23 protein-coding genes and 1 pseudogene are annotated in these 26,677 nt (G+C 71.0%); 11 read left to right on the forward strand and 13 right to left on the reverse strand.

Features of this window, described 5'->3' with window-relative positions; genetic code table 11:
* Positions 1-141: 141 nt before the first annotated feature.
* On the forward strand, positions 142-846 hold the full coding sequence (locus ACFY9S_RS38180) for an FCD domain-containing protein (protein ID WP_391138375.1): 705 nt from the start codon (positions 142-144) through the stop codon (positions 844-846).
* Positions 847-874: 28 nt separating this feature from the next.
* On the opposite strand, the gene ACFY9S_RS38185 is transcribed toward ACFY9S_RS38180, so the two are convergent.
* Entirely contained in the window at positions 875-1,348 is a 474-nt protein-coding gene (locus tag ACFY9S_RS38185; RefSeq protein WP_391138377.1) for a carboxymuconolactone decarboxylase family protein, read from the reverse strand.
* Between the two features lie 270 nt (positions 1,349-1,618).
* Between ACFY9S_RS38185 and ACFY9S_RS38190 the strand changes: the two genes are divergently transcribed.
* From ACFY9S_RS38190 to ACFY9S_RS38200, 3 genes are all read left to right on the forward strand, one after another.
* Complete coding sequence (locus ACFY9S_RS38190) at positions 1,619-2,644, forward strand: prolyl oligopeptidase family serine peptidase (RefSeq protein WP_391138378.1); 1,026 nt, start codon at positions 1,619-1,621, stop codon at positions 2,642-2,644.
* A gap of 140 nt (positions 2,645-2,784) precedes the next feature.
* Positions 2,785-4,125, forward strand: a complete 1,341-nt coding sequence (locus ACFY9S_RS38195) for an amidase family protein (protein WP_391138380.1) — start codon at positions 2,785-2,787, stop codon at positions 4,123-4,125.
* A gap of 204 nt (positions 4,126-4,329) precedes the next feature.
* Complete coding sequence (locus ACFY9S_RS38200; protein ID WP_391138382.1) at positions 4,330-4,743, forward strand: VOC family protein; 414 nt, start codon at positions 4,330-4,332, stop codon at positions 4,741-4,743.
* A 37-nt stretch (positions 4,744-4,780) separates the two neighbouring features.
* On the opposite strand, the gene ACFY9S_RS38205 is transcribed toward ACFY9S_RS38200, so the two are convergent.
* From ACFY9S_RS38205 to ACFY9S_RS38235, 7 genes are all read right to left on the reverse strand, one after another.
* A complete protein-coding gene (locus ACFY9S_RS38205) occupies positions 4,781-5,263 on the reverse strand; it encodes a GNAT family N-acetyltransferase (RefSeq protein ID WP_391138384.1) in 483 nt (160 codons plus the stop codon).
* A 56-nt stretch (positions 5,264-5,319) separates the two neighbouring features.
* On the reverse strand, positions 5,320-5,493 hold the full coding sequence (locus ACFY9S_RS38210) for a hypothetical protein (RefSeq protein ID WP_102913158.1): 174 nt from the start codon (positions 5,491-5,493) through the stop codon (positions 5,320-5,322).
* Between the two features lie 453 nt (positions 5,494-5,946).
* Positions 5,947-7,449: an SDR family NAD(P)-dependent oxidoreductase gene (locus ACFY9S_RS38215; RefSeq protein ID WP_391138386.1), complete on the reverse strand. Its 1,503-nt coding sequence runs from the start codon at positions 7,447-7,449 to the stop codon at positions 5,947-5,949.
* 105 nt (positions 7,450-7,554) lie between these two features.
* Positions 7,555-8,898: a wax ester/triacylglycerol synthase family O-acyltransferase gene (locus ACFY9S_RS38220; RefSeq protein ID WP_391138388.1), complete on the reverse strand. Its 1,344-nt coding sequence runs from the start codon at positions 8,896-8,898 to the stop codon at positions 7,555-7,557.
* Positions 8,899-9,545: 647 nt separating this feature from the next.
* The gene (gene glgC / locus ACFY9S_RS38225; protein ID WP_391138390.1) at positions 9,546-10,766 is read right to left on the reverse strand and encodes a glucose-1-phosphate adenylyltransferase; all 1,221 of its coding nucleotides are present in this window, start codon (positions 10,764-10,766) and stop codon (positions 9,546-9,548) included.
* A gap of 51 nt (positions 10,767-10,817) precedes the next feature.
* Positions 10,818-11,969: a glycogen synthase gene (glgA, locus tag ACFY9S_RS38230; protein ID WP_391138392.1), complete on the reverse strand. Its 1,152-nt coding sequence runs from the start codon at positions 11,967-11,969 to the stop codon at positions 10,818-10,820.
* Between the two features lie 39 nt (positions 11,970-12,008).
* A complete protein-coding gene (locus tag ACFY9S_RS38235) occupies positions 12,009-12,764 on the reverse strand; it encodes a (2Fe-2S)-binding protein (RefSeq protein ID WP_391138394.1) in 756 nt (251 codons plus the stop codon).
* A gap of 210 nt (positions 12,765-12,974) precedes the next feature.
* On the opposite strand from ACFY9S_RS38235, the gene ACFY9S_RS38240 reads away from it, so the two are divergent.
* Entirely contained in the window at positions 12,975-14,486 is a 1,512-nt protein-coding gene (locus tag ACFY9S_RS38240) for a DMT family transporter (RefSeq protein WP_391138396.1), read from the forward strand.
* On the opposite strand, the gene ACFY9S_RS38245 is transcribed toward ACFY9S_RS38240, so the two are convergent.
* Positions 14,476-15,771, reverse strand: coding sequence for a transglycosylase family protein (locus ACFY9S_RS38245; protein ID WP_391138398.1), 1,296 nt, complete (start codon positions 15,769-15,771; stop codon positions 14,476-14,478). The two genes, ACFY9S_RS38240 and ACFY9S_RS38245, sit on opposite strands and share 11 nt — an antisense overlap.
* A gap of 352 nt (positions 15,772-16,123) precedes the next feature.
* Between ACFY9S_RS38245 and gndA the strand changes: the two genes are divergently transcribed.
* On the forward strand, positions 16,124-17,563 hold the full coding sequence (gene gndA, locus ACFY9S_RS38250; RefSeq protein WP_391138400.1) for an NADP-dependent phosphogluconate dehydrogenase: 1,440 nt from the start codon (positions 16,124-16,126) through the stop codon (positions 17,561-17,563).
* Between the two features lie 502 nt (positions 17,564-18,065).
* Here the strand turns inward: gndA and ACFY9S_RS38255 are convergent.
* The 3 genes and pseudogenes from ACFY9S_RS38255 to ACFY9S_RS38265 all read right to left on the reverse strand — a co-directional run.
* Positions 18,066-18,410 carry a GNAT family N-acetyltransferase gene (locus ACFY9S_RS38255; protein WP_391138402.1) on the reverse strand — a complete coding sequence of 115 codons (345 nt, stop codon included), beginning with the start codon at positions 18,408-18,410 and terminating at the stop codon, positions 18,066-18,068.
* Positions 18,411-18,443: 33 nt separating this feature from the next.
* The gene (panD, locus tag ACFY9S_RS38260; protein ID WP_391138404.1) at positions 18,444-18,863 is read right to left on the reverse strand and encodes an aspartate 1-decarboxylase; all 420 of its coding nucleotides are present in this window, start codon (positions 18,861-18,863) and stop codon (positions 18,444-18,446) included.
* Positions 18,864-19,539: 676 nt separating this feature from the next.
* A pseudogene (locus ACFY9S_RS38265) lies at positions 19,540-20,184 on the reverse strand (SbcC/MukB-like Walker B domain-containing protein); the annotation flags it as partial.
* A 371-nt stretch (positions 20,185-20,555) separates the two neighbouring features.
* On the opposite strand from ACFY9S_RS38265, the gene ACFY9S_RS38270 reads away from it, so the two are divergent.
* Positions 20,556-20,696, forward strand: coding sequence for a hypothetical protein (locus ACFY9S_RS38270; RefSeq protein WP_391138406.1), 141 nt, complete (start codon positions 20,556-20,558; stop codon positions 20,694-20,696).
* Between the two features lie 39 nt (positions 20,697-20,735).
* On the opposite strand, the gene ACFY9S_RS38275 is transcribed toward ACFY9S_RS38270, so the two are convergent.
* Positions 20,736-20,906 carry a hypothetical protein gene (locus tag ACFY9S_RS38275; RefSeq protein WP_391138408.1) on the reverse strand — a complete coding sequence of 57 codons (171 nt, stop codon included), beginning with the start codon at positions 20,904-20,906 and terminating at the stop codon, positions 20,736-20,738.
* Between the two features lie 225 nt (positions 20,907-21,131).
* On the opposite strand from ACFY9S_RS38275, the gene ACFY9S_RS38280 reads away from it, so the two are divergent.
* From ACFY9S_RS38280 to ACFY9S_RS38295, 4 genes are all read left to right on the forward strand, one after another.
* Positions 21,132-21,755: a TetR family transcriptional regulator gene (locus ACFY9S_RS38280; protein WP_391138409.1), complete on the forward strand. Its 624-nt coding sequence runs from the start codon at positions 21,132-21,134 to the stop codon at positions 21,753-21,755.
* Between the two features lie 875 nt (positions 21,756-22,630).
* Positions 22,631-24,028, forward strand: a complete 1,398-nt coding sequence (locus tag ACFY9S_RS38285; RefSeq protein ID WP_391138411.1) for an alpha/beta hydrolase-fold protein — start codon at positions 22,631-22,633, stop codon at positions 24,026-24,028.
* 505 nt (positions 24,029-24,533) lie between these two features.
* The gene (locus tag ACFY9S_RS38290; protein ID WP_391138413.1) at positions 24,534-25,169 is read left to right on the forward strand and encodes a TetR family transcriptional regulator; all 636 of its coding nucleotides are present in this window, start codon (positions 24,534-24,536) and stop codon (positions 25,167-25,169) included.
* Between the two features lie 370 nt (positions 25,170-25,539).
* A complete protein-coding gene (locus ACFY9S_RS38295; protein WP_391138415.1) occupies positions 25,540-26,586 on the forward strand; it encodes an aminotransferase class I/II-fold pyridoxal phosphate-dependent enzyme in 1,047 nt (348 codons plus the stop codon).
* Positions 26,587-26,677: the final 91 nt, after the last annotated feature.

Consider the following 26,677-nt stretch of genomic DNA (forward strand, 5'->3'; position numbering starts at 1 on the left):
CTGAGCAGATGCCCGCATACTTATCAGACCACTACCCCGCCAGAACACCCTCGGGCGGCGGTTCTCGCCACTTTCGACCCGTAGTGGTCCGACCACCCCGCTGGTTAGACTGCGCCGGAGCGCTGTGATCGGAGGAGTGGCGTGGACGACGAGTCAGCCCCGCGGAAGGGCACCGTGACGCAGCGCGCCGTCGAGCGGATCAAGGCGATGATCGGCGAAGGCCGGCTGGAGCCGGGACAGCGGCTGCCGACCGAGCGCGATCTGGCCGCCCAGCTCGGCATCTCACGCAGTTCGGTGCGTGAGGCGATCCGCGCTCTCACGGTGATGGGCGTGCTGGAGGCCCGGCACGGCTCGGGCATCTACGTCACCCGGCTGGAGGCCGGCGACCTGCTGGAGACCTTCGGTGTCGTGGCGGACCTGTCGCGCGGCCCGCAACTGGTCGAACTGCTGGAGATCCGGCGGGTCCTGGAGTCGACGGCGACGGCGCTGGCCGCCGCGCGGATCACCTCGGACCAGCTGGCCGAGGTGGAGAAGCACCTGGCGGCGATGAACGCCACGGACGATCCGGAGGAGATCCTCGCCCACGACCTGGCCTTCCACCGGGAGATCGCGGTGGCCGCGGGCAACGAGACCATGGCCGCCATCCTGGAGGGCCTGTCGTCCCGGACGTTCCGAGCCCGCGTCTGGCGCGGCTACCGGGAAGAGGGCGCCTTCGCCCGCACCCGCCGCGAGCACGCGGCCATCCACCGTGCCCTGGCGGCCCGCGACCCGGAGGCGGCCCGCGCGGCGGCGGCCGCGCACGTCGGCGAGGTGGAGGAGTGGCTGCGAGCACAGCTCGGGCCCTAGGCGACGCCCAGGGCCCGGTGCTCCTCGGTTACTTGAACTGGCCGGGCCGGTAGTCCCCCGCCGGCTGCTCCAGCATGACGTTCAGCCGGTTCGCGGTGTTCATGAAGGCGATGAGAGTGACCAGCGCCATGAGCTGTTCCTCGTCGTAGTGCTTGGCGGCCCGCTCCCAGACGTCGTCCGGGACCCCGCCGGCCCCGTCCGCTATCCGGGTCCCCTGCTCCGCCAGCTCCAGTGCGGTGCGCTCGGCGTCGGTGAAGACCGTGGCCTCCCGCCAGGCCGCGACCAGATGGAGACGTACGGCGCTCTCGCCCGCGGCGGTGGCCTCCTTGGTGTGCATGTCGATGCAGACCGCACATCCGTTGATCTGGCTCACCCGCAGCGAGACCAGCTCCCGGGTGGCGGCCGGCAGCGGTGACTCCACCACCAGCCGCCCCACGGAGGTGAGCTGCTTGATCAGCTTGCTCGCGCCCGGGGTGGCGAAGACGTCCAGTCGTGCGCTCATGGTGAGCTCCTCTGCCGTTGTCGGTGCGTACACCCCTATGAGGCAGCGGCTCGTCACGATGTGACACGGCCGAATGTGACCTGCGTCTCCGGACGATGGACGACCGGGCAGGATGCCGGGGCCCGGACCCAGGGCTTCTGATGGGCTCCGGGGAAGGAGGAGCGGTGTGCGACGTGCGGCGTGCCGGTCGGCATGACGCCGCGGAGTTCCGTCAGAGGCGACCCCGGCCGGATCTACCCTGCCGCACACGTCGGGGTCACACTGGACCGTATGCGGCTTCGAGGCACCGCCTGCGCGGCCGCCGGGCTGCTGCTGGTCGTCGCGATGGGCTGCACCGGCGGCGCGGCGGACGGCGCGCCCGCGACCTCCCCGGCGGCGCCCCGGACCACCGGCGAGAGCCCCCGCGCCACGCCCACGCCCACACCGGCCGACCCCGTCTCCCTCCCGGCGTTGATGCAGCGCGAGCACACCGGCTCCGGGCTGCGTCTCGGCGATGTGCTCGACCGGACCGCCGCCTACACCCGCTACGCCGTCACCTACGAGGCGAACGGCCTGACCATCTCGGGGATCATGAACATCCCCGAGGGCAAGGGCCCCTTCCCGGCGCTGGTGCTGGCGCACGGCTACATCGACCCGGACGTCTACGTCAGCGGCCAGGGCATGCCGCGCGAGCAGGACCGCCTGGCCCGCCGCGGCCATGTCGTCCTGCACACCGACTACCGCAACCACGCCCGCTCCGACAAGGACCCGGACAACGACGTCAGCCTGCGGCTCGGCTACACCGAGGACGTCATCGGCGCCGCCCTGGCCCTGCGGAACTCCGGACGCCCCGAGATCGACGGCGACCGGATCGGCCTGTTCGGCCGGTCGATGGGCGGCGGGGTCGTGTACAACGCACTGGTCGTGGCGCCCGGCCTGTTCGACGCGGCGGTCGCCTACGCGCCGGTGAGCGCCCGACCGCAGGAGAACATCGACCACTTCCAGCGGCCCGAGGGCGACCCCCTCGTCGCCGAGATCGAGGAGAAGCACGGCACGCCCGAGGAGAACCCGGCGTTCTGGCGCGGCGTCTCACCGCTGACCTACGCGGACCGCGTCAGCGAACCCCTCCTGATCCAGCACGGCACCGCGGACGACACCTGCCCCCTCGCCTGGTCGCGGGAGGCCGCCGCCGCGTTCGAAGACGCCGGCAAGGACGTCGAACTCCGCACGGTGCCGGGCGAGGGCCACACGTTCGGGCCGCGGTGGGCGGCCGAGATGGACGTCACCGAGGCCTTCTTCGCGCGCCACCTGCGCTGACCGGCCACTTCAGGACCAGGTCCACGGCACTGCCCCGGCATCGACAGGGCCGGCGGCCTCGACGCGCGCTGTCGACCGGGTGCAGAGTTCTCCCTACGTACTCGTCAGTAAGTCCGCGCACACCCTTCCGAGGAGCCGCTGTGACCAACTGGGCCGGCCGCACCGCCGCCGAGATATCCGCCGCCGTCCGCGAGAAGCGGGTCACGCCCCGCGAGGTGGTCGCCGAGCACCTCGACCGGATCGAGCGGCTCGACGGCCGTGTGGGCGCCTTCCGCGCGGTGCGCGCCGAGGCGGCCCTGGCCGAGGCCGACGAGGTGGCCGCCCGCGGCGACTTCGCCGAACTGCCGCTGGTCGGGGTGCCCGTGGCCGTCAAGGACAATCTCGCGGTGCGCGGCGAGTCCACCCGCGTCGGCTCGGCCGCGACATCGGACACCCCGGCCGCACAGGATCATGTGACGGTGGCCCGGCTGCGGGCCGCGGGCGCGGTGGTCGTGGGGCTGACCAACGTGCCGGAACTGTGCGCCTTCGGCACGACGGACGGCGTGCTGGGCACCGCCCGCAACCCCTGGGACCAGGCGCGTTCCGCGGGCGGTTCGTCGGGGGGCAGCGCGGCCGCCGTCGCCGCCGGGATGGTGCCGGTCGCCCTCGGCAACGACGGCATGGGCTCCCTGCGCATACCCGCCGCCAACTGCGGCCTGGTCACCATCAAGCCGGGCCGGGGAGTGGTCCCGACGGGCGGGGGCGGCAACTGGTTCGGCATGGCGGAGCACGGCCCGCTCGCCACGACCGTCGAGGACGCCCGTCTGATGCTCTCGGTCCTCGCCGGCACCGCACCCGCACCCCGTTCCGAGCCGGGCACCCTCCGGGTCGCGGTGTCGCTGCGCAGCCCACTGGCCGGCGTCGCCGTCAGCCGCCCGTACGCGGCGGCCGCCCGGGAAGCGGCCGGGCTGCTGATGCGCGCCGGGTACCAGGTCCGGCGCGCCGACCCGCCCTACCCGCTGTCCCTCGCCACGACCTCGCTGATCCACTGGACGGCGGGCACGGCCGCGGAAGCCCAGCCCCTCGACCCCCGCCTGCTGACGCGGCGCACCCGCGTCCATGCGAGAATCGGCCGCCCCTTCGTCGCCACCGTGCGCTCCGGGGCGAGCCGGGAGAAGCTCCGGCGACGGCTGGAGCCGTTCTTCACCGAGTACGACGTGCTGCTCACCCCGGCGCTGGCGCGCCGCTCCCCCAAGGCCGGGCCCTGGCACGAGCGGGGCTGGCTGAGCAACCTGCTGGCCAACACCAACTACTCGCCCCTGACGCCCCCGTGGAACCTGACTGGCTGGCCCGCCATGGCGGTCCCCTGCGGAACGCTCCCCTCCGGCGCCCCCTGCGCCGTGCAGCTGGTCGGACGGCCGGGCTCGGAGTCCCAACTCCTCGACGTGGCGGGCCGGCTGGAGGAACGCAATCCGTGGCGGCGCACGGCGCCGATGGACTAAGGTCGGCCGGGTGACTGCCGGGTCGGCCGTAGGCCATGCACGAGTGAGGCGCCCGGCCTCGGCGTGAGCGCGGCGGGGGTGACCCCGACCGGACTCGTCCGAGAGCCGGAGAGGGCACGCGCCCCGCCTCTCGTCTCCGTGTCTACATCCCCTCGCGCCTCAGGCGCTTCACACGGACCTCATCACCCGGAGACGAACCCACTCATGTCCCTCGCTCAGCCTGCCGTGCCCGCCACCGTCGCCCGCCTCGACCACACCGTCGTGTACGCCTCGGACCGCCATTTGTCCGCCGAGTTCCTGGCGGCCGTCCTCGGCCTGGAGGTCGGCGCCCCCTTCGGTCCCTTCCTGCCCGTGGACCTGGGCAACGGCGTGACCCTCGACTACTACGAGAAGCGCGACGAGCCCATCCAGCCGCAGCACTACGCGTTCCTCGTGCCCGAGGAACAGTTCGACGCCATGATCGCCCGGCTGGAGGCGATCGGCGTCACCTACTACGCCGACCCGAGCCACACCGCGCCGGGCAGGGTCAACGACCTCTTCGGCGGTCGCGGCGCCTACTTCGACGACCCGGACGGCCACAACATGGAGATCATGACCCGTCCGTACGCCCGGCCCTGAGAGCCGCCCCGGGTCCGACGGCTGCTCCTCCGGTGCTCTACAGCGCCCGGTACATGATGTGCAGTCCCACGGGGCCGTGCCGGGGGTGGTCGAAGGCGTCCGGGACCGTGCCGAGGATCGTGAAGCCGAGGGACGTCCACAGTTTCACGGCCGGGTTGGTCTCGACGACGGCGTTGAACACCATGCCCCGGTAGCCGGCGGCCCGGGCCTCGGTCAGGAGGTGGCCGGCCAGGGCCCGTCCGTAGCCCCGGCCGCCCCGGTCCGGGTCGACCATGAAGCCGGCGTTGGCGATGCGGGCGGCGGGGCCACCGTAGTTGGGGGCGAGGTAGGCGGAGGCGACGACGGCACCGCTGTCGTCCTCGACCACGTAGACGCGCTTCGCCGGGCTCATCCACAGGACCCGGGCCTCCTCCTCGGAGGTGCCCGGGTCCCATGCGTAGGTCTCGCCCGCGGCGACGATGCGGTGCCAGAACGGCCAGATGCGAGGCCAGTCGTCAGCCGTTGCTTCCCTGATCAGCATGGGTGCGAGTCTGGCACGCCCATGCTCTCGGCGAACGCGGTGGGGGCTGCCCGCTGTCAGTCGACGCTGGGCAGGATGTGGGGCTCCGCGAGGTCTTCCTCGTAGCCCGCGAGGCGGATCGGGGCCGAACGGGCCCACACGTCGAGGCTGCCGAGCTCGTCGACCCGTCGGCCGGCGCGCTCGCCGCGTTCCTTGGGGCGCTGATCGCGATTCGTCTTCTCCGGTGTCACCGCGCACTCCTTATGTGTCGGTCACCCTCGGGACGTACGCGCCGGTCCTGCTGCGCCTGACGCCCGCTCGGGACTTTGTGTCACATGCAGTTCGGACGCGGTGGCGCCGGTCGACTCACGGGAGAGCAAGCCGTGGTGAACCGGCTGGTCCCACGACGGACTGTGGGTGTGGGTTGGACCCCGTGCTGCTGTCCGTCCGCATCAGACTAACCAAATGAGCGGGGCCCCGCTCGATGGGGCTGAAAACAACCGGTAACGATCGCGCGTCAAGCGGCGTTCATCTCCCGTTTACGTCCCGATTTGTACGCCGACGAGCGATTTTCAGATCACCCGAACGGCGTATGTCGACGACGGTGCTTTCCAGACGGTCGAGCAGTTCGGGTGCCGCTGCCCGAGCCGCGAGGCCGTCGGGCTCCCCCTGGTCCTTGACAGCCCGTCACGGGATACGCGCGACTACCACTTCCCGGGCGCGTAGTCCTTCATGAAGACCCCGTAGAGGTCCTCTCCCACCTCACCCCGCACGATGGGGTCGTAGACCCGGGCCGCTCCGTCGACGAGGTCCAGCGGCGCGTGGAACCCGGCCTCGGCGAGCCGCAGCTTGTCGTAGTGCGGCCGCTCGTCCGTGATCCAGCCGGTGTCGACCGAGGTCATCAGGATTCCGTCGGTCTGGAACATCTCCTGGGCGCTGGTGCGCGTGACCATGTTCATCGCGGCCTTCGCGGCATTGGTGTTCGGGTGCCCGGCGCCCTTGTACCCGCGTCCGAAGACCCCCTCCATCGCGGACACGTTCACCACGTACGCGCGTCCGCTCTCCGCCTTCTTCGCGGCCTCGGCCATGGCCGGCCGCAGCTTGCTGATCAGGATGAACGGCGCCGTGTAGTTGCACAGCTGCGTCTCCAGCAGCTCCACGGGCGAGATCTGCTCGATCGTCTGCACCCAGGTGTTGGAGTCGACCACGTCGGGCACGAGCCCGCCCGCGTCGATCGCCGTGCCGTCCAGGTGTCGTTCGACGCTGGCGTTGCCCGCGACCAGGGCGAGGCCGGCGACCTGCTGGGCGTCGAGGCCGCTGATGCCGAGGGGCAGCGCGGCGATGCCGTCGACCGCGCCGGAGTTGAAGGCGCCGATGACGTGGTGGGCGGGGAGCTCTCCGGCGGGCAGCGGGGCGCTCTCGCCCTCCACCAGCGCGGCGTAGGCGGAGGGCAGGCGGCGCACGGTCTGCGTGGCGTTGTTGACGAGGATGTCGAGCGGGCCCGCCGCGGCGACCTGGTCGGCGAGGGCCACGGCCTGGGCCGGGTCGCGCAGGTCGATGCCGACGACCTCCAGGCGGTGCATCCAGTCCGCGGAGTCGTCCATGGCCTTGAAGCGGCGGATGGCGTCCTTCGGGAAGCGCGTGGTGATCGTGGTGTGCGCACCGTCGCGCAGCAGCCTCAGCGCGATGTACATGCCGATCTTGGCCCGGCCGCCGGTGAGCAGCGCGCGCTTGCCGGTGAGGTCGGCGCGGACGTCGCGCTTCTCGCGGTTCACGCGGGCGCAGTCCGGACAGAGCTGGTGGTAGAAGTAGTCGACTTCCACGTACCGGGCCTTGCAGGTGTAGCAGGAGCGCGGGCGCTGGAGTACCCCGGCGATCCTGCCCTCCTCGGTGTTCGACGACGGCAGCAGGCCCTCGGTCTCGTCGTCGATGCGCTGGGCGGAGCCGGTCGCCGTGGCCTCCGTGACCGCCTTGTCGTGGGCGGTCTTGGCGGCCCGGCGCTCCTGGCGGCGGCGCTGCTTGACCGTGCGGTAGACGCCCGCCGTGGCCCGGCGCACCGCGATGGCGTCCGGGTGGTCGACCTCCAGCTTGTCGAGTTCCTCGAGCACGCCGAGGCAGACGGCCAGGCGCTCCGGGTCGATGCCGGGTCCGTACGGGAGCCCGCCCGCCTCGTCCATGGCCTGCGGGCCGTCCTCTGTCACCGTCATCGCCGCTGTCGTTTCCCTGCTCTGCCGTCGGGGTGCGCCGGTCGCGCCCGCTTTCGAAGGGCGAATTTTACTTCAGCGCCGGCCCGCACCGCCAAACCCAGCCCGTCACGGCCGGCAGGCCTTGATCAGTGTCGCCACCTCCCTGGAGACGGCCGTGGCGAACAGGTCGAGGTCCGGGACCGCCTCCCCGTCGGCGACGAGGCCGTAGTGCACGCTCCCCCGGTACGTCGAGACCGCGACGGCCAGGGAGTGGCCGGGAGCCAGCGGGGCGAAGGGGAAGACGGCGGTCAGCGGGTGGCCGCCGAGCTTCAGGCCCAGGCTGGGCAGGGGCACGCTGGTCACCAGGAGGTCGAACCAGATCCGGGCCGCCTGGCCGACCAGGGGGCCGCCGAGCCGGTGGGCGAGGGCGGGGACGTGGTCGGCGAGCAGGGCGACGGCGCCCGCGCCCCGGTTGGGGCCGGCGTCCTTGTTGCGGTCCATGGCGTCCCGGACCGAGGCGAGGCGGGCCAGCGGGTCGGGGTCGTCCACCGGAAGCCGTATCAGGTACCCGGAGAGCCGGTTGCCCTGCGGGTACGCGGTCCGGGGGCGGCGCTTGGAGACGGGGATCAGGGCGCGGGGCGAGACGCCCTCGCTGCCGTCGCCGCGCTCGTCGAGCCAGCGGCGCAGGGCGCCCGCGACGACGGCGATGAGGACGTCGTTGACGGTGCCGCCGACGGTCTTGCGAATGCGGTGCACGTCGTCGAGGTCGAGCACGACTCCGGCGGTGCGGCGGGTGCCGCTCGGCTCGCAGGTGAGCGCGGGCGTGGAGCGAACGTCGAGGGAGGAGCGGGCCACGGAGGCACCGATGTCCAGGGCGCGGCTCATGTCGGACAGGGCGCCGCGCATCAGACCGGGCAGATCGCGCACGTCCGGCAGGACGCCGCGGGGGGCCTCGGCCGGGCGGGGCCGGGGGGCGGGCATGTCCATCGGGTCCATGACGCCCGCGGCGAGGGTCAGCGCCCGCAGCCCGTCGGCCAGGGCGTGGTGGAACTTGAACAGCACAGCGAAGCAGACGCCGTCCTCGCCCGGCAGCACATGGGCCTCCCAGGGCGGGCGGTCGCGCTCCAGGGGCTGCTCCATGAGCCGTCCCGCTGCGGCCTGGAAGTCGGCGGTCGGGGCGTGCAGCCGCACGTGGTTCAGGGGGTCGAAGTCGGGGGCCGCCTCGCGGGCCGCGCCGCCGAAGGCGAGCGGCCGGCGCAGGGCGGAGGGCAGCGGCTGCCACACGTCGCGGATGCGCATCCGCAGGCCGGGAACTCCGGCGGCCCGGGCGGCGAGGAGGTCCGCCGCGTGGGCGCCCGCGGCGGGCGAATGGGCCGAGAAGATCCCGAGCGCGCCGAGGTGCATCGGGTGTTCGGCGGACTCGATGTTCCAGAACGCCAGGTCGAGAGGAGCGAGCAGGTCAGCAGTCAAGGGCTTGCCTCGCGTCGACGACGGGTGGGTCAGCAGTCAACCGCCCCCAGCCGATTACGGTCAAGTACGATCAGGCTACGTACAGTTAACATCGGATTAAGGGGTCTTTTCACTTTCAGCGTCCGAGCAGGTCGCGTGGTCTGGTGCGTGCATCGCAAGGCGCCTTAGCGCCCTCGTGGCGGAACCACGTGGGCGTTTCGGCAACGCGGCGAGGTGCGGTGCCAGGCCGCGCGAGCAGGACGGGCATGGTGAAAGGACCCCTGAGTCCCGCCCCGTGATGGGGGCGGGACTCATGGTGCATGTGCGGTCAGTCCAGCACAGCTCGCGCCGCCGGGCACCCGGTGGGAGTCACCCGGGAGGCGTCACGTCGTCGGGCCGTCCGGTGGTGAAGTTCTGGCGCCGCTCCAGGTTGTCGAGGTCGAAGTCGAGGCCCTGGTCGAACGTGGTCGCCCTGAGGGCGTCGAGGTCCTGATCGAACGTGGTCGCCTTGAGGGCGTCGAGGTCCTGATCGAACGTGGTCGCCTTGAGGGCGTGGAAATCGAAGGCGTCCGGGGCGGACGGGGTGAAGTACTCACCCTTGATGCCGTGGGCGGGTCGTCCCCTCGGGCTTCGTCCAGAGGCAGGACAAAGACCCCGGGCCGCCCGGCTCAGGTGACCAACTGCCCCTTGCCCAGGGCGATCACCCCGCCCTTGGACACCGTGTACAGCTCCGCGTCCCGCTCGGGGTTGACGCCGATGGTCGCACCCGGCGGCACCTCGACGTTCTTGTCGAGGACGGCGCCGCGCACCACCGCGCCCCGGCCGATGTGCACGTTGTCATGCAGCACCGAACCCTGCACCACGGCTCCCGGGTCGACCACCACACCCGGCGACAGCACCGACCGCGTGACCTGCCCGCGCACCAGGCAGCCCGCGCTGATGATGGACTCGCTGGCGATGCCGCCCGCGTTGAACCGGGCCGGTGAGAGCTGGTACGAGTGCGTGTAGATCGGCCAGCTGCGGTTGTACAGGTTGAAGGCGGGGCGCTCGGCGATCAGGTCCATGTGGGCCTCGTAGTAGGCGTCCAGCGTCCCCACGTCCCGCCAGTAGCCCTGGTCGCGGGTGGTCTCGCCGGGCACGTGGTTGGCGCTGAAGTCGTAGAGCGCGGCCTCGCCCCGGTCGGTGAGCTGGGGCAGGATCGAACCGCCCATGTCATGCACCGAGGACTCGTCCTCCGCGTCCCGCCTGAGCGCCTCGATGAGGGCCTTGGTGGTGAAGATGTAGTTGCCCATCGAGGCGAAAACACGGCTGGGGTCGTCAGCGAGCCCGGGCGGATCGGCCGGCTTCTCCAGGAAACCCTCCACCGTCTGGCCGTCCGAGCCGGGAGTGATCACCCCGAAGGACGAGGACTCGGTGCGCGGCACGCGGATCCCGGCCACCGTCACACCCGCGCCGCTCTCGATGTGCTGGGCGAGCATCTGGCGGGGGTCCATGCGGTAGACGTGGTCGGCGCCGAAGACGGCCACGTACTCGGGACGCTCGTCGTAGATCAGGTTCAGGGACTGCAGGATCGCGTCGGCGCTGCCCAGGTACCAGCGCGGGCCGAGGCGCTGCTGCGCGGGCACCGGCGTGACGTAGTTGCCGAGCAGGTTGGACATCCGCCAGGTCATGGTGATGTGCCGGTCCAGCGAGTGCGACTTGTACTGCGTCAGGACGCAGATGCGCAGGACGTCCGCGTTGACGAGGTTGGACAGGACGAAGTCGACCAGACGGTACGTGCCACCGAAGGTCACCGCCGGTTTGGCACGGTCCGCGGTCAGGGGCATCAGCCGTTTGCCCTCGCCGCCCGCCAGCACGATCCCCAGGACCGAAGGACCACCACCTCGCATGGCCGCTCCCCTCACGCCGATTTCCCGATGCCTGCCCTTGAGCAGTACCCACTAAGCCTGTTTGACGATCTCTTCGTAGAGCCGGACCGTGCGGCGGGCCACCGCGTCCCAGCCGAAGGCGCCGACGGCGCGCTCCCGCCCTGCCTCACCCATCCTCCCGGCGGCCGCCGGATCGGCCAGGACGGTGTCCATGGCCCGGGCGAGCCCGGCCTCGAAGCCGTCGCCGGTCGGGACGAGCAGCCCGGTCGTGCCGTCGTCGACGACCTCGGGGATGCCGCCGACCGCCGAGGCCACCACGGGCGTGCCGCAGGCCATCGCCTCCAGGTTCACGATGCCGAGCGGCTCGTAGACCGAAGGGCAGACGAACAAGGCCGCGTGCGTGAGGAGCTGGATCACCTCCGGGCGCGGGAGCATCTTCGGGAGCCAGAACACCCCGTCGCGGACCCCGCTCAGCTCCCCGAACAGCTCGCGGAACTCCTGGTCGATCTCCGGTGTGTCCGGTGCGCCCGCGCACAGCACGACCTGTGCGGCCGGGTCGATGTCCCGCACGGCGCGCAGCAGGTGGGGCACGCCCTTCTGCCGGGTGATCCGGCCGACGAACAGCACGTACGGGCGGGAGCGGTCCAGGCCGATCCGGTCCAGGGCGTCCGTCCCGTGGTCGGGCCGGTACAGGCTCGTGTCGATGCCGTTGTGCACGATGTGGACCCGCTCCGGGTCCAGTGCGGGGTAGCAGCCGAGGATGTCCTCGCGCATCGCTCCGGAGACGGCGATCACCGCGTCGGCGGCCTCGATCGCGGTGCGTTCCGCCCAGCTGGACAGTTCGTAGCCGCCGCCGAGCTGCTCGGCCTTCCAGGGCCGCAGGGGCTCCAGGGAGTGCGCGGTCATCACGTGCGGAATGCCGTACAGGAGCTTGGCGAGGTGGCCGCCGAGGTTGGCGTACCAGGTGTGGGAGTGGACCAGCTCGCGGCCTTCGAGGGCGGCGGCCATGGCGAGGTCGACGGAGAAGGTGCGCAACGCGTCGTTGGCGCCGTCGAGCGCGGACCAGGGCCGGTGGCGCAGCACGCCGTCGCCGCGGCCCTCGCCCCAGCAGTGCACGTCCAGGTCGACGAGCGGTCTGAGCTCGCGGGCGAGGAACTCCACATGGACGCCCGCACCGCCGTACACATCCGGCGGGTACTCCCGGGTCAGCAGTCCCACTCGCACCCGCAACTCCCTGCTCTCATCGGCCGTTCCCTTTCATGGTCACCCAGAAGAGGCCCATGGGGAAGAGCGGGGCGGCCGTGTGAAGCAACAGTCGCCGCACAGGCCCCCGCCGGGCACCCGGTAGTACAGGCAGCAGCTCCGACGCCGGAACGCGGTGCCGGTGAGGGTCCCGGCGCCGGTGAGCAGGGGGTGCGCGAGGAGTTCCGCGGCCAGGGACCGGGCCCGGGCGACGACATCCGTACGGCCGTGCCGCCCGGCCCAGCGGTCCAGTTCCCGGGCCGCACCGGCCAGGGCGGAGGCGGCGTTGCCGCGCAGCAGGCCCGGGGCGAGGCCGTGGTGGACGCGCAGGGCCGCCGCCAGCGGGACGAGGTGGCCGTGCAGGACCACGTCCGCGAGGGCTTGCGCATCCCCGGGGAGCGGCGTCACCTTCCGGAGCCACAGGTCGTCGGGGGCGCTGCCGTCGGCGTCCCAGTGCAGCAGCCGGGCGTCGAGGTCGGGGACGGAGCCGTAGAGCGCGGCGCAGCCGAGGGCGATCGACCAGAGCCGGGCCGCGAGCCCCTGATGCGTCACGGACGCGGCGACGCGCGACTCCGGGGCGTGCAGGGCGGCCGAGACCTTCCGCACGCGGAAAATCAAGGGATTTGCCGATATATCCGGTGACGTTGCGGCATAGGCCTGTGCGAGAGTGGGAAGGGACCCGGCCGATGCCCGTTCCGTGCGCAGCACGAAGAAACCGGCGAGCGGGCGGAGCGCGGCGAGGTCGGGGTCGAGGTTCACGAAGAGCAGTAGTACCAAGGCCCTTAGGGGACGCGACCCGGTGGCCCCCGACCACACTCACCCACCCTGGGGATGACGGGGTTCCTCGCGTACTCCACCGGCAGTAGGACCCAATGAGTGCTCAGGGACGACGACGGGAAGACCTGGACACGGCAGGGTGTTGGTCATGAAAGCCCACCTTTCGCCGCGCCGGGCCGAGCGCCCCCGCCTCACGCAGAGGAGCAGCCGATGAGCGCCCTCGCGTTGTCCGTCCTGCTGTCCCTCGTCTCCGCGTTCGCCTACGCGGGCGGGGCGATCGTGCAGGAGCGGGTGGCGGAGTCGTCGCCGGGCGAGCAGTACGCGCCGCTGCGGCGGCCGGGCTGGTGGGCGGCGGTCGCGCTGAACGGCACCGGTGGGCTGCTGCACGTGGTGGCGCTCGCCTACGGGCCGCTGAGCCTGGTGCAGCCGCTCGGCGCGCTGACCATCGTGGTGGCCCTGCCCATGGCGGCGCTGTTCGTCGGCCGCAAGGCCGGTGCCACGGCGTGGCGGGGCGCGATCATGGCGACGGTGGGGCTCGCCGGTCTGCTCTCGCTGGTCGCCGCGTCCGACGCGCAGACGCTGAGCGCGGCGCAGCGGGTGGCCGTCGCCGTCGTCACCGCGGGGGTGGTCGTGACGCTGATGATCGCCGCGCGGGCCGCGCACCGGCATCCGGCGGTCCGCAGCATGCTGCTGGCGACGGCCTCCGGCATCGCGTTCGGCATGTCCTCGGTGTTCACCAAGACCGTGGCGGTCGACTGGACCGGCGGTGTGTCGGCGGCGGACGTGCCGTCCCTCGCCGTGATCGGCGTCCTGGCCACGGCCGGCATGCTGCTGTCGCAGGCCTCCTACCGGGGCGCCGGCCTCGCGGCCCCGCTGGCCATGCTGACGGTCGTGAACCCGGTGGTCGCGGCCGCGGTGGGCATCACGATGTTCGGAGAAACCTTCCGCTACGGCGCGACGGGCACGATGCTCGCCCTGGGCTGTGGCGTGGTGGCGGCGGGCGGCCTGATCCTGCTGACGACGGAGCGGCTCACGCACGAGCAGCCGGTTGCGGTTCCCGCCGGGCCTGCGGAAGCGCCGAGCGGGGCGGGTGCGCGAGCGCTGTCGGCCGAAGGCCCGCGCCGGGTGCCGGAGCAGGCGGGCCGGGGCGGCCTGCCCGCTCCGGTGGGAGAACCGGCTGGCCTGGACGGGGTCCCCGAGCGATTCCCTGCCGGGGCGCAGGCCGGGCTGCGCGCGCGGGACGTGCTCGTGCGGAGGCCTGTGGCGACGACGGCGGTACTCGTGCCGGGGCCGGGCGCACCAGCTGCGGTGATCGTGCCACGGCCGGAGGAAACGGCGGACGTGCGTGTGCCCGAGCCGGCCACGAGGGCGGCGGTACTCGTTCCTGGATCGGGCGCACCGGCCCCGGTGATCGTGCCCAGGCCGCAGGAAACGGCCGCAGCCCGCGTACGGGTACCGGACGCACCGGCCGCCGTACTCGCGCCGGAGCCGGGGGCAACGGCGGCGGCCCCCGTAGCCGTACCGGACACACCGGCCGCGGTGATATTGCCGGGGCCCGGAGCAGCGGCGGCGGCCGGCGAGGCGGATGTCTCGTACGAGGGCGGGGAGTCGTCGGTGGCGGCCTCCGACGACGATCGCCCGCTCCCCTACGCGCCCTTCTACGGCATCCCGTACGTCCCGTTGCCCGTGCTCGACCGGCACCGCACGCGGGTCAGATCCTGACGCCGCCGGCCCGGAGGTACGCCACCGGATCGACGTCCGAGCCGAAGCCGGGCCCCGTCCGCACCTCGAAGTGCAGATGCGGGCCCGAACTGTTGCCGGTGGAGCCGGAGCGGCCGATGCGCTGGCCGGCGCTCACGGACTGCCCGTCCCGCACGGAGATCGCGGAGAGGTGGGCGTACTGGCTGTAGCGGCCGTCGGCGTGCCGGACCACGACCTGATAGCCGTAGGAGCCGCCCCATCCCGCGCTGACGACGCTGCCCGACGCGACCGACTTGACCGATGTGCCCGTGGGCACGGGGAAGTCGATCCCGGTGTGATAGCCCTTCGACCAGGCGGAGCCCGCCTTGCGGTAGGGCGTCCCGAGTGAGGCGTTGACAGGTGCGACGAAGCCCTGCCGGGTGGCCGTGGACCGGTCCGCGCGCTCCCTGCTCTCGTCCTTGGACCGCTCCTTCGGCCGCTCCTTCGACCGCTCCTTCGACCGCTCCTTCGACCGCTCCTTCGACCGCTCCTTCGACCGCTCGTTGGACCGCTCCTTCGGCCGCTCCTCCGCGCGGTCCTGGGCCGGCTTCTTCGTCGAGGGCTCGGCCGACGGCGACGGCCTGTGCTCGGGTCGCGTCTTCGTGGCGCCCTCGCCGCGCAGCGCGAGGCGCTGGCCGGGCACGATCAGATCCGGGTCGGACCCTATGGCGGAGCGGTTGGCGGCGTACAGGCCCCGCCAGCCGCCCCGCACGTCCTGGTCGTCCGCGATGCGGGAGAGGGTGTCGCCGCGGACGACGGTGTACATCTCGGCGTTGCCCGCCCGGGACTGCGGCGTGGACTGCGGCCGTACGTCGTCGATGGAGGTCTTCTTCTTCGCGTCCTTCCGCCCGGTGCGCTCGGTGGCGGGGCGGATGTCGGGCTCGCCGCCGCCCCGGGTCAGTCCGGCCCGCTCGGAGCAGACCGGCCAGGCGCCCGGCCCCTGCCCGTCGAGGACCTTCTCCGCGACGGCGATCTGCTGGTCCTTGCTCGCCAGGTCCGCGCGGGCCGCGTAGGCCCGGCCGCCGTAGGCCTCCCAGGTGGACTGGGTGAACTGCAGTCCGCCGTAGAAGCCGTTGCCGGTGTTGATGCTCCAGTTGCTGGTGGACTCGCAGGCGGCGACCTTGTTCCAGGTGTCCACGTCCGCCGCCTGGGCGGCGCCGGTGCCCATGAACGGCAGTGCCATGCCCGCGCCGCCCGCCGTCACGGTGAGCGAGGCGCGGTTGATCCTGTTCGGCTGATACCGGCGGTGCCGGCCGCGTACGGCCATCGAAAGCCCCCCTAGACATGCGTCAGGAGGGGCAAAAGTAAGCGCTGCGAACCGGCCAGAACAAGACGGCTATCGGCCGCCCGGGAGCCCAAATGGCCGGTATGTGGCCCCTGTTGCGCGACGTGCGCCACGGTGATGCACCGTGTACGGCACCCGGTGCGCGGGTGCGCCGTGCGCGGGGACGCGTACACCGGCTGAGTGCGAAGGGGCTCTCGTCCGTATCAGCCTGCGCCACGCCGTGCGACCCGCGCGTGCGGACGAAGTAGCGGCACGTCAGGATGGTCGACGGGGGATGCCCGTGGGCGCTTCCCACCGGCAGCACCGGTACCGAGGTCTTTTAGGAGCGAACCGAATGAGCAGTACAGCGCAGATCGGCGTCACGGGTCTCGCGGTCATGGGCCGCAACCTCGCCCGCAACTTCGCCCGCAACGGCTACACGGTCGCGGTGCACAACCGGACGCCCGCGCGCATGCACGCCCTGGTGGAGGAGTTCGGCGGTGAGGGGGAGTTCGTCGCGTGCGAGAGCGCCAAGGACTTCGTGGCAGCGCTGGAGCGGCCGCGGCGCCTGGTCGTGATGGTGAAGGCCGGTGAGCCGACGGACGCGGTGATCCAGGAGTTCGCGCCGCTGCTGGAGCCCGGCGACATGATCATCGACGGTGGCAACGCGCACTTCGCCGACACCCGGCGCCGGGAGCGGGACCTGCGCGAGCAGGGCATCCACTTCGTCGGCATGGGCGTCTCCGGCGGTGAGGAGGGCGCGCTGAACGGCCCGAGCATCATGCCCGGCGGCCCGAAGGAGTCCTACGACTCGCTGGGCCCGATGCTGGAGAAGATCTCGGCGAAGGCGGCGGACGGCTCTCCGTGCGTCTCCCATGTCGGTCCGGACGGTGCCGGGCACTTCGTGAAGATGGTGCACAACGGCATCGAGTACGCGGACATGCAGCTCATCGGGGAGGCCTACCAACTGCTGCGGGACGTCGCCGGGTACTCCCCCGCCGAGATCGCGGACATCTTCCGGACCTGGAACCAGGGCCGTCTCGACTCGTACCTGATCGAGATCACGGCCGAGGTGCTGTCGCACGTCGACGCGGAGACGGGCAAGCCGTTCGTGGACGTGGTGGTGGACCAGGCCGAGCAGAAGGGCACCGGCCGCTGGACCGTGCAGATCGCGCTGGACCTCGGCGTGCCGGTGTCCGGTATCGCCGAGGCGGTGTTCGCGCGGTCGCTGTCGGGCCACGCGGCCCTGCGGGAGGCCTCGCGCGAGCTGGCCGGCCCGAAGGCGAAGCCGCTGAGCGAGGCGGAGGCCCGGGCGTTCGCGGACCGGGTGGAGCAGGCGCTGTACGCGTCGAAGATCGTGTCGTACACGCAGGGCTTCCACGAGATCGACGCGGCGCGCGGCGAGTACGGGTGGGACATCGACCTGGGCGCGGTGTCGGCGCTGTGGCGGGGCGGCTGCATCATCCGCGCGGCGTTCCTGGACCGGATCCGCGCCGCGTACGACGCCCGGCCCGACCTGCCGAGCCTGCTGTCGGACGCGACGTTCGCGCAGGAGATCGCGGACGCCCAGGACGACTGGCGTGAGGTGCTGGTCGCCGCGACCCGCCAGGGTGTGCCGACGCCCGGTTTCGCGGCGGCCCTCGCCTACTACGACGCGCTGCGCGCGGAGCGGCTGCCGGCGGCGCTGACGCAGGGGCAGCGGGACTACTTCGGTGCGCACACCTACCGCAGGGTGGACCGTGACGGGTCGTTCCACACGCTGTGGGGCGGGGACCGGTCGGAGACCTCCGCGTAGGCGCTGCCACCGAGGGACGTTTGCGGGGCGGTGGACGGCGGGATGTGCCGTCCACCGCCCCGTTCCTGTGCAGGGGGTCAGGACAGTGGAGGGCCCGGCTCCGGGTTCGGCACGGGGTCCGGCCCCGGGGGGATCGGGGACGGGTCGGGGCCCGGCACGGGGTCGGGGCCCGGGGGTGCCGGCGGGGTCGGGCCCGGCGGCGGGGTGGGCGTGGGCGGAGGCGGGGTCGGCTCAGGGCCCGGCGGGGGCTGCGGGTTGGGTACCGGATCGGGGCCGGGCGGCTCCGGGCGCTGGGGTTCCGGACCCGGCGTCGGCGCCGGCGGCACGGGATCGGGAATCGGGTTCGTCATCAGGTCCTCCAGCCAGTGGGACGACTCCGGCTCTGGACTACTCCCCCGCCTACCCGGCCCCCGCCTGGACAGTCACTCCCGCGCAGGACGGGGAGGGGACCAGGTGGGGGTAACGGGGGCGGTGACGAGAACGCAAGTGCCCGGTACGGCCCTCAGAAACGGCCGGGGTGAGCCCTCAGCCAGTCCTTCGCCGCGGCGAGGCGTGCCTGGTCCGCCGGCCGCGCCTCGTCCGGGTGGCGTTCGGCCCACTTGGTCACATAGGGGCAGAGAGAGGCGACCGCGCGGTCCTCGCGGCCGGCGAGGGTGTAGAGCTCGCGGGCGAGTGAACCCGCGATGCCCTGGCCCTCGTGGGCCGGCTCGACGATCGTGTGGACGGGCACGAGCGCTCGCTCGGGGCCGTCGAGCACGAAGTACTCGATGCGGCCGACGACTTCACCGCCGGACACAGCCGCCAACCGGCCCGCCGCCCGGTCGTCGCGGATCTCCGGATCGCTCATGGACACGCTCCTCCTCGGCTCCGGATGCTTCGGTCAGGCTTCGACGGCCTGCGGGCTGCGCTGCTGGTCCGAGCCGGGCACCGGCTCGGACGGGTCGGCGCCCAGGGCCACGATCCGGTTGTCGTGGTCCACGTGCACGACCCTGGGGGTGAGTGCCCGCGCCTCGGCGTCCGTCACCTGTGCGTAGCTGATGATGATCACGAGGTCGCCGGGGTGGACCAGGTGGGCCGCGGCCCCGTTGATCCCGATCACGCCGGATCCGCGCTCGCCCTCGATGACGTAGGTCTCCAACCGGGCCCCGTTGGTGATGTCCACGATGTGCACGAGCTCGCCGGGCAGCAGATCGGCGGCGTCGAGCAGATCGGCGTCGATGGTCACGGATCCCACGTAGTGCAGGTCGGCCTGGGTGACGGTGGCTCGGTGGATCTTGGACTTGAACATGGTGCGCAGCATGTTGAACTCCTGGAAGACGGCTCCCCGCCAGCTTTCTGCAGGTCAGGGGCATCGCTCACTGTACATCGGCATGCCTTCGACTCGAAGACCTTTCACAACATCGTGCGCCGTGGCAAGCAGGCTTCTCACCTACGCGATCTGCGTGAAGCAGCCTGCCGCGAAGCCGTCAACCGGGAGCATGTACGGACGACTGCCCAGGTCTAATGCTGATTGGATGCTGACTTACCTGACGAGTCGTCAGGTAAGTCGCTGGATCCAGGGCAAGTTGCTCCTGAGATCCACCGAGCCCGACGACGACCGGAGAACCTCAGTAACTGGAGTCAGCGGCGGTGAGGCAGAGGGCCAGGCCCGACCAGCACGCTCCTCCACCACACGACCGAGCGCCTTCCGCGTCACTTCCCCTCTTCGCCGTGCCCAAGGCGCATGCCAACGTCCCGGATGACGACGGTTACAGGCGCCCGTTCGGCCAGGACTGCCAGCAGTTCGGGGCGGATCACGACAGCACAACCGGCCGTCCGCGGCCAGGCTAGGTGGTAGAAGCTTGTCTCGTAGCTTGGCACGTTCGTCTTCCTTTCGGCGTGGCAGCCGGAAGACAGTCGGCTGTGGACCGTGCGCCAGAGCGAGCGGGGCTCGGGACGGCGCAGGGTGCTTTCACCCGGGGCCGGTTCGGTGTGGGTCATCCCGCCTCCACATCGGTGCCGTTCCAGACGAAGCGAGCGCTTGTGACAGCGTCATCGTCCCCGTCGATGAGGAGTTGGTGGACAGCGATGCCAGGTGGTTCGCCGTAGGTGCACCACTCGTGGTCGGAGGTGACCATGAGGTCAAGGTCGAGCGCGGTGAGCAGGGCGACGACCTGTCCGCGGTTGACCGCGTCCACGCCGACGAAGACCTCGTCGAGCAGGATGGGGCGGGGTGCCAGCGGCACGGCCTCGTAGTGGGCGGCAACGGCCGCAGACAATGACAGGTGCAGGGCGATGGCCTTCCGTCCACCAGAGAGTGCGCCGTGCAGCTTCTTGGTCAGTGGCTGCCAGCCGGCCCCGTTCGCCCGATCTAGGCGCACGGTGAATCGGTGCCAGGCGGTGTAGTCGAGCGCCTCACCGGGCTGCTCCTCCCAGCTCGCGGCCGTGTCGCTGCTCTTGGCCTCCTCGATACGAGCGCGGAAGTAGGCGTGCAGGGCTTCCCGGTCGGTCTCGTTGACCCGGCCGGGGTCCTTGAGCAGCAACTGGCGGGCGGTGCGGGTACCCTCCGGGAGATCCGGACGGACGTCCCAGACAAGCTGGACGGCGACGTTGGAGGCGGTACGAACCCGCTCCAGATACCCACCGCGGTCCGACTCGGAACGATGCTGGTCGAAGACCTTGAAGGCGGCCCAACGCCAGAAGTAGACGTACAGGTTCTTGAGCTTGTTCTCGTGCACTCCGTTCCTCCCCCCGGGCGGAAGGCATCGAGCAGAGGTGCTCTGCCGTACCCCTCGCGGCCTTTCTCCACCCAGCCGCCCTCCCCCTCGGCTCTCTCCCGGTCCGGCGGATTGCTGGTCACGACGGTGACCTTCTGCTCGCGCTTGATCCAGCCCGCCTAGCGGGTGTTCTCGACCAGGGGATCGCCATCGGGCAGGAACGTGAAGAGCGTGGCCCTCTCATACGGATCCGCGACCTGAGCGCCGGGCAGGCCACTCCCGCACAGCTCGCCAACATGATCCGCTCACACCGGCAGGTCGAGGCCCTGCACCACGTGCGGGACACCACCTTCACCGAGGACGCCTCGCAGCTTCGGTCCGGCAATGCGCCCCGCACCATGGCTGCCTGGCGCAATCTTGTCATCGGCGCGACGTGACCGGCGTGTCTGCGGGCTCGGGCTGCTTCAGAGCACGGCTCATCGCCCCAGCCGTCGCTTGCTGTTCGGGCGCCGCTTCGCCACGGATCCCCCGATCGTGTCGACGCCGGAGGGCAGCGCCTTGAAAGGGCCCCCGGCCAGCAGCCGCGCATCCTCGTCGTAGTGGTGCCCGTGGGTGACGACCTCGCCGCCGGGCTGGACTCCAAGCATGCGGTCGTCATCGGCCCCTCACTGCTGGCGTTGTCGCCCTCAACCCGTTGGCGCGCCGTGGCGGCTCCACGCAGGAGGACGGGCACGCACCGGCGCCAGGGCGGGCACGTCCAGATTTCGGCTTCGGTACCGCATGGATGCGGCCACCGTAGCCTCACCGCATCTAAAAATGTAAGCACGTTTCTATATTGAGACAGGTGCCGGGGCCCGCCCTATGCTCGACCTGTGACAAAGCAGGCGAAGACAGCGAGCAGTGGGGCCCGCGGCCCCCGGGGGTCCTACGCGAAGACCGGCGAGGTGCGGCAGAAGATTCTCGACGCCTGCGTCGAGGCATTCGGCGCCGGAGGCTTCCACGGCGCCACCATGAAGGACATCGCAGAGCGAGCCGGCATCAGCCAGACCGGCCTGCTGCACCACTTCGGCAGCAAGGCGGAACTGCTGGTCGAGGTACTCGCCGCACACGAGCGGGAGACGGCCGCGATCGTCCGGGAAGCCGATGACCTGGATGTACTGCAGACTCAACTGCGGGTCGTGCACGCCAACGAGGCCCGACCCGGGCTGATCCAGTTGCACAGCATCATCTCGAGCGAGGCCACGGCCGGCGAGCATCCCGCTCACGAGCTGTACCGGGCCCGCTACGACAGCCTGCGCCTGCACCTGACCCGGATCTTCGCCGAGTTGCGCGGTCGCGGACGCCTGAAGGTGGACACGAGGCCGGAAATCCTCGCGAACCTGCTGATCGCAGTCATCGACGGACTCCAGATCCAGTGGCTGTACAACCCGGGCGCGGTAGACGTGTCGACAGGCATCGAGGCCTTCCTCGCAGGGGTTGTCGACGACGAGGCCTGAGCACTTTCATGCGACTGAAAGCGTGTGCTAGCGTCCACCTCAATCTCTAAATACGAATCTAATTTCGAGATTGAGGTGATCGGTTCGCCGATCGCGGACGCGCAGTCAAGGAGACCTCACATGCCTCGTTCTCGGCCATCCGAGGCTCACACCCCGGCCGAGACATCCGCTGCGTCTGCGCCGTTGGCCCATACCGCCGCACCCGCCCAGAGCGCGGTCCACGATGTGACCTCGCTCGGTACCGGTCTGCGACGAAGGCCCCGAACCGGCCGCCCGGCTCTCCGCCGGCTTCGTCGGCGCGTGACCCCAGCCGCACCCGGCGTGACGGCCGCCGGCGAACACTTCCGCGGCCACGGCACATCCGAAGGGGCAGGCGACCAAGCCATCGGGCGGATCGGCCGACGTCCCTTCGTCGGCGATGAGCGAGCCACGAGCGTGCACCTAGTCCGCCGCGTCTCGATCGCTCGCCTCCCGATCGTGGTCTCCCCCGGCGAGCATCTACGTGAAGTCGAGGAAGCGGCTTGAGCGCACGGTGCCTGACGGCCGCGGCGGCATCGATGGCGGAGGGTCACGGAGGCGGTCGCAGCGTGCGGCTACGACATCCGCGGACGCCGCGCCCCTGACCATCGCCGAACACCGAGACGGTGGCACGCCGACCTCGGAGATGACAGCCGCCATCCCTTGCCCCCCGACGGCAGAACGAAAGGCACCCGCACCCACCGGAGCACTGCTCACCTCAAGGCCCCCGATTCGGCCACGAGTCGACCAGGACCACGGTGCTCGTCCCCGGCCGCCTCCCACCGGCCCCGGCCGCCCGCGCCGCGAGCCCGGAACAGACAGAGAAGCGAAATGTGACCACAAGGAGAAGGACCATCTTGAACGGCAGGCGCGTGAGGATCCCCGCGGCACTCGCTCTGGGGGCGGTGATGGTCTTCGGATGCGGTCACCCTCCCGCCCAGACAGCCCAGACAGCCGTGGCAGCCCACACCGAAACCGGCATCGCGCTGGTGAATCAGAAGCGACTCTCGCCGCGGCTCAGCGAGCTGACCTTCACCTCGTCCGCTCTCGACGGCACGACCAAGGTGCGCGTACTGCTCCCCCGTGGCTACGACGCGGAGAAGAGGCGCCGTTACCCTGTGCTGTACCTCTACCACGGTGGAGGGCAGAGCGCTGCGAGCTGGACTCAGGACGGTGCCGCGGAGGAGAGCACGGCCGGCCTGCCCGCGATCGTGGTGATGCCGGACGCCGGCTCCACCCAGTGGTATGCCGACTGGTGGAACAACGGCCACCGCGGCCGGCCGATGTGGGAGACCTTCCACATCAACAGGCTCCTCCCGTGGGTCGACGAGCACTACCGCACGATCCCCGAGCGCGGGGCGCGGGCCGCCGCCGGACTGTCGATGGGCGGGTTCGGGGCCGTCTCGTACGCCGCCCGGCACCCCGACCTCTTCGGCGCCGTCGGCTCGTTCTCCGGAGACGTCGACCACCAGAACGTCGAGATGCGCACCATCATCGAGCAGCTCCACCCCTCCCTCTGGGGCCCGTGGGCGACGCAGGAAGTCCGCTGGCGCGGGGACAACCCCTGGGACCTGGCGGCCAATCTGGCCCACACGGACGTGTCCCTGTACACGGGCAACGGCCAGCCTCGACAGGACGGCGAGGCCCTGGACCGCACGGAACAAACAATCCGGCAGGAGAACGTGTCCTTCCACGAGCGCCTGCTGAACCTCGGTATCCGGCACCGGTGGCACGACTACGGACCCGGCAGCCACACATGGCCCTACTGGCAGGCCGGTCTCCGGGCCTGGATACCCCACCTGAAGTCCTATTTCGCCCGCGACGCGCAGCACCGTGCCACTCCCCGGTCGTTCACCTTCTCGTCGATCAGGCCGCGGTACAACGCCTACGGCTGGACCGTACGGATGCGGCGGGACGTCACCGAGTTCAGCGCGCTGGAGGTGGCCCGCAAGCGCCGCTTCACGGTGGTCGGGAACGGCTCGGCCACGGTACTGACGCCCTCACTGGCTCGACCGGGCACGCGGTATCACGTCACCGTCCGCGACCACGCGGGCGCTTCAGTGCGGTCGGCAACCGCCGACGCCCAGGGGCGCTTGACCATTCCCCTCGCACTGGGCCCCGGCAACCCGCACCAGCAGTACTCACCGCAGGCCGACACGGCGAGCACGGGCCCCAGCCCTGACGACGTGCCGTTCCACGCCAGGGGCAACGGCTCCCGCTTCAACCGGGCCGAGGTGACGATTCTCCCGCGTTGAGATCCGTCGCTTCGCCCGCCGGGTCAGAGGCGGGGGACACCGAGGAAGACGCGGGGAAATAGCAGCCGGGCAGCCGGGCAGTCGTTCCGTACGACGGACCACCCGCCGTGCCGAGTGCTGGGCCGTTGCGAGCACGGGACTCCGGCCGGCGCCCACCGGTGCTGTCATCGCGAAGTTCTCCGTCGCCGACAGACGTGTTCCGCGCGATCCGCAGAGTGTTTCGGGATCGGTCTGACCGGACCTCGTCCAGGGACCGCCGTCCCTGGACGAGGTCCGACACTCGGCGCTGACCTGGAGGATGTCGAGGGCGCCGTCGGCGGCGCTTCGCCGGTAGGTCGGGCTCGTACCAGCCCCTCCGAGGCGATGACGGTCCGAATGGTGCAGCCTTGGTACCAGCTCGGCAGAGCCATCCATGCAAATCCCGGCACCGGGCAAGGTCCGGCCGCTTGAGCGACTCGGACGGACGTCACTATCGTCTTGCCCAGAGGTGAGACACCTCTCTCCGATGAAGGATCCCGGGAGGCTCCCCCTGACGGTCAAGAACGAGGAACAGGGTGCCGGTCGCGGTATGCGCCGCGACGCGGTCCGCAACCGGCGCAAGCTCCTGGAGGCCGTGGGGGAAGCCCTCAGGACCGAGCCCGGCGCGATGACCATGGCGGTCATCGCGGAGCGAGCCAACCTGTCACTGGCCACGGCCTACCGGTATTTCCCGTCGGTCGAGGAGCTCCTCAAGGCCTACCTGCTCGGCGTGATCGTCCAGCTGCGCAACTTCAGCCACGACTGCCCCAAGACCGGCCCGGCCCTGTTCGAGGACGTGGTGCGGGAATGGGCTCGTCTGGTCCGCAGCTACGGCCCCGCCATGGTCCAGATCCGGTCGCGCACGGGGTTCCTCACCCGCCTGCGCGACAACGACGAGGTGATCACCCCGGTCCGGGACGCCTGGGAGCGCCCCATTCGCAGTGTGATGCGGCACCTGGACGTGCCGGACGAGCATTTCGATCACGCGTTGTTCCTGTACAACGCCATGTTCGATCCACGCGAGATCCTGGACCTGATCAGCACCGGCCTCCCGGAGGAGGAAGCGATCAGCCGTTTGACGGCGGCCTACTACGGGGCTCTCCAGGGCTGGGCCGGAGCCTGAGGCACACGACCGACAGCCGGTGAGGGGCGGCTCCCCGCCGGGGGGGCCGTAGCTCAGCACCAGGAACCAACCACCCACGGCGTCTGCGGTGGGCTTCAGGCATGCCCACCGGACCACAGCGCGCCCACCGCGCACCCGCTCGGGCCTGCGCCACCACCTGCCTCCGGCCGATCCAGCCGCGTCCCCACCCTTGAACCGCTCATCACGATGTGAGAATGTGCTCGCACTTTACATCCGTCGTGACCCCCCTGGAGATCGGATGAGCGCCCTCCCCTCCCGAACGGCCGGTTCTCTCCCGGAACGCATCAGAGCAGCGTCGAGGCGGCCCAGAACACTGGGCGGTGCGGTGCCGGGCGCCATCTCACTGGCCATGGGTGAGCCAGACAGCAACACGCCGCAGCCGGTAGTGGAGGCTGCCGTCCGGGCATTGCGCGCCGGTCGCACTCGTTACTCGCAGATCACAGGGTCTCCGGATCTCCGCCAGGAGATCGCCTCCCACCTGGCGCGTTCCCAGGACCCCGGGGTCGACCCGGCGAATGTCGTCGTCACTCACGGAGGCAGTGCCGGCCTCGCAGCCACCGTCCTCACTTTGCTGAACCCGGGCGATCGAGTACTGCTCCCCGAACCGACCTACTCCCTGTACGCGGACCACGTGGCAATGACAGGGGCCAAGACCGAGTGGATCTCCACGCGGCCTGACGGTTCGATCGACCTGCAAAGACTCGCGGCGGCCGCGGCGGGAGCCCGCATGCTCATCCTGTGCAATCCCGTGAACCCCACCGGAATGGTGTTCTCCAAGGCCGACATCGAAGGAGTCGGCGCCATCCTCCGCGATCACCCTGACCTCTACCTCCTGTCGGACGAGGCATACAGCGACATCGTCTTCGACGAGATCGCGTTCACCTCGGCATCCGAACTGATCTCCGTGCGGGACCGGGTGGTGCTCTCCGGCACGTTCTCCAAGTCGTACTCGATGACCGGTTGGCGCATCGGTTTCATCTGCGCCGCCGCCGCGGTCGCCGAAAAGATCAACCTCGTTCACCGGACGATCAACGGGCCTTTGAACACCTTCGTCCAGGACGCAGCCGTCGAGGCGCTGCGTATTCCCGACAAGGATCTGCACGCACTCTCGGCGCGCTTCCAGCGCCGCCGCGATCTGGTCATGCAGCACCTCGACGGTCTCGATGCGGTGAGCGTCGTTCGGCCTCTCGGCGCGTTCTACGCATTCCCCCGTATCGACAGCGCCCTGTCCTCCGTTGAACTCGTGCAACGGCTCGCCGACGGGGGCGTGCTCGTACGCGCCGGGTCCGAATTCGGCCCGTCGGGCGAGGGACACGTACGCCTGTCCTTCGCCACGGACGAGACTGGACTCGAAGAGGGTCTGCGCCGCTTTACGCACGTCATCAACGCGCTTTAGACGTCGTCTCATTTGGCCCGTTCGATAGTCTGGCGTCGTGGGGATCGTTGAGCGTCTGGTGCCGGATGAGTTGTGGGAACTGTTCGAGCGG

Origin of the sequence: Streptomyces sp. NPDC012474, assembly GCF_042955185.1 — a bacterium.
GTDB lineage: Bacteria > Actinomycetota > Actinomycetes > Streptomycetales > Streptomycetaceae > Streptomyces > Streptomyces cahuitamycinicus.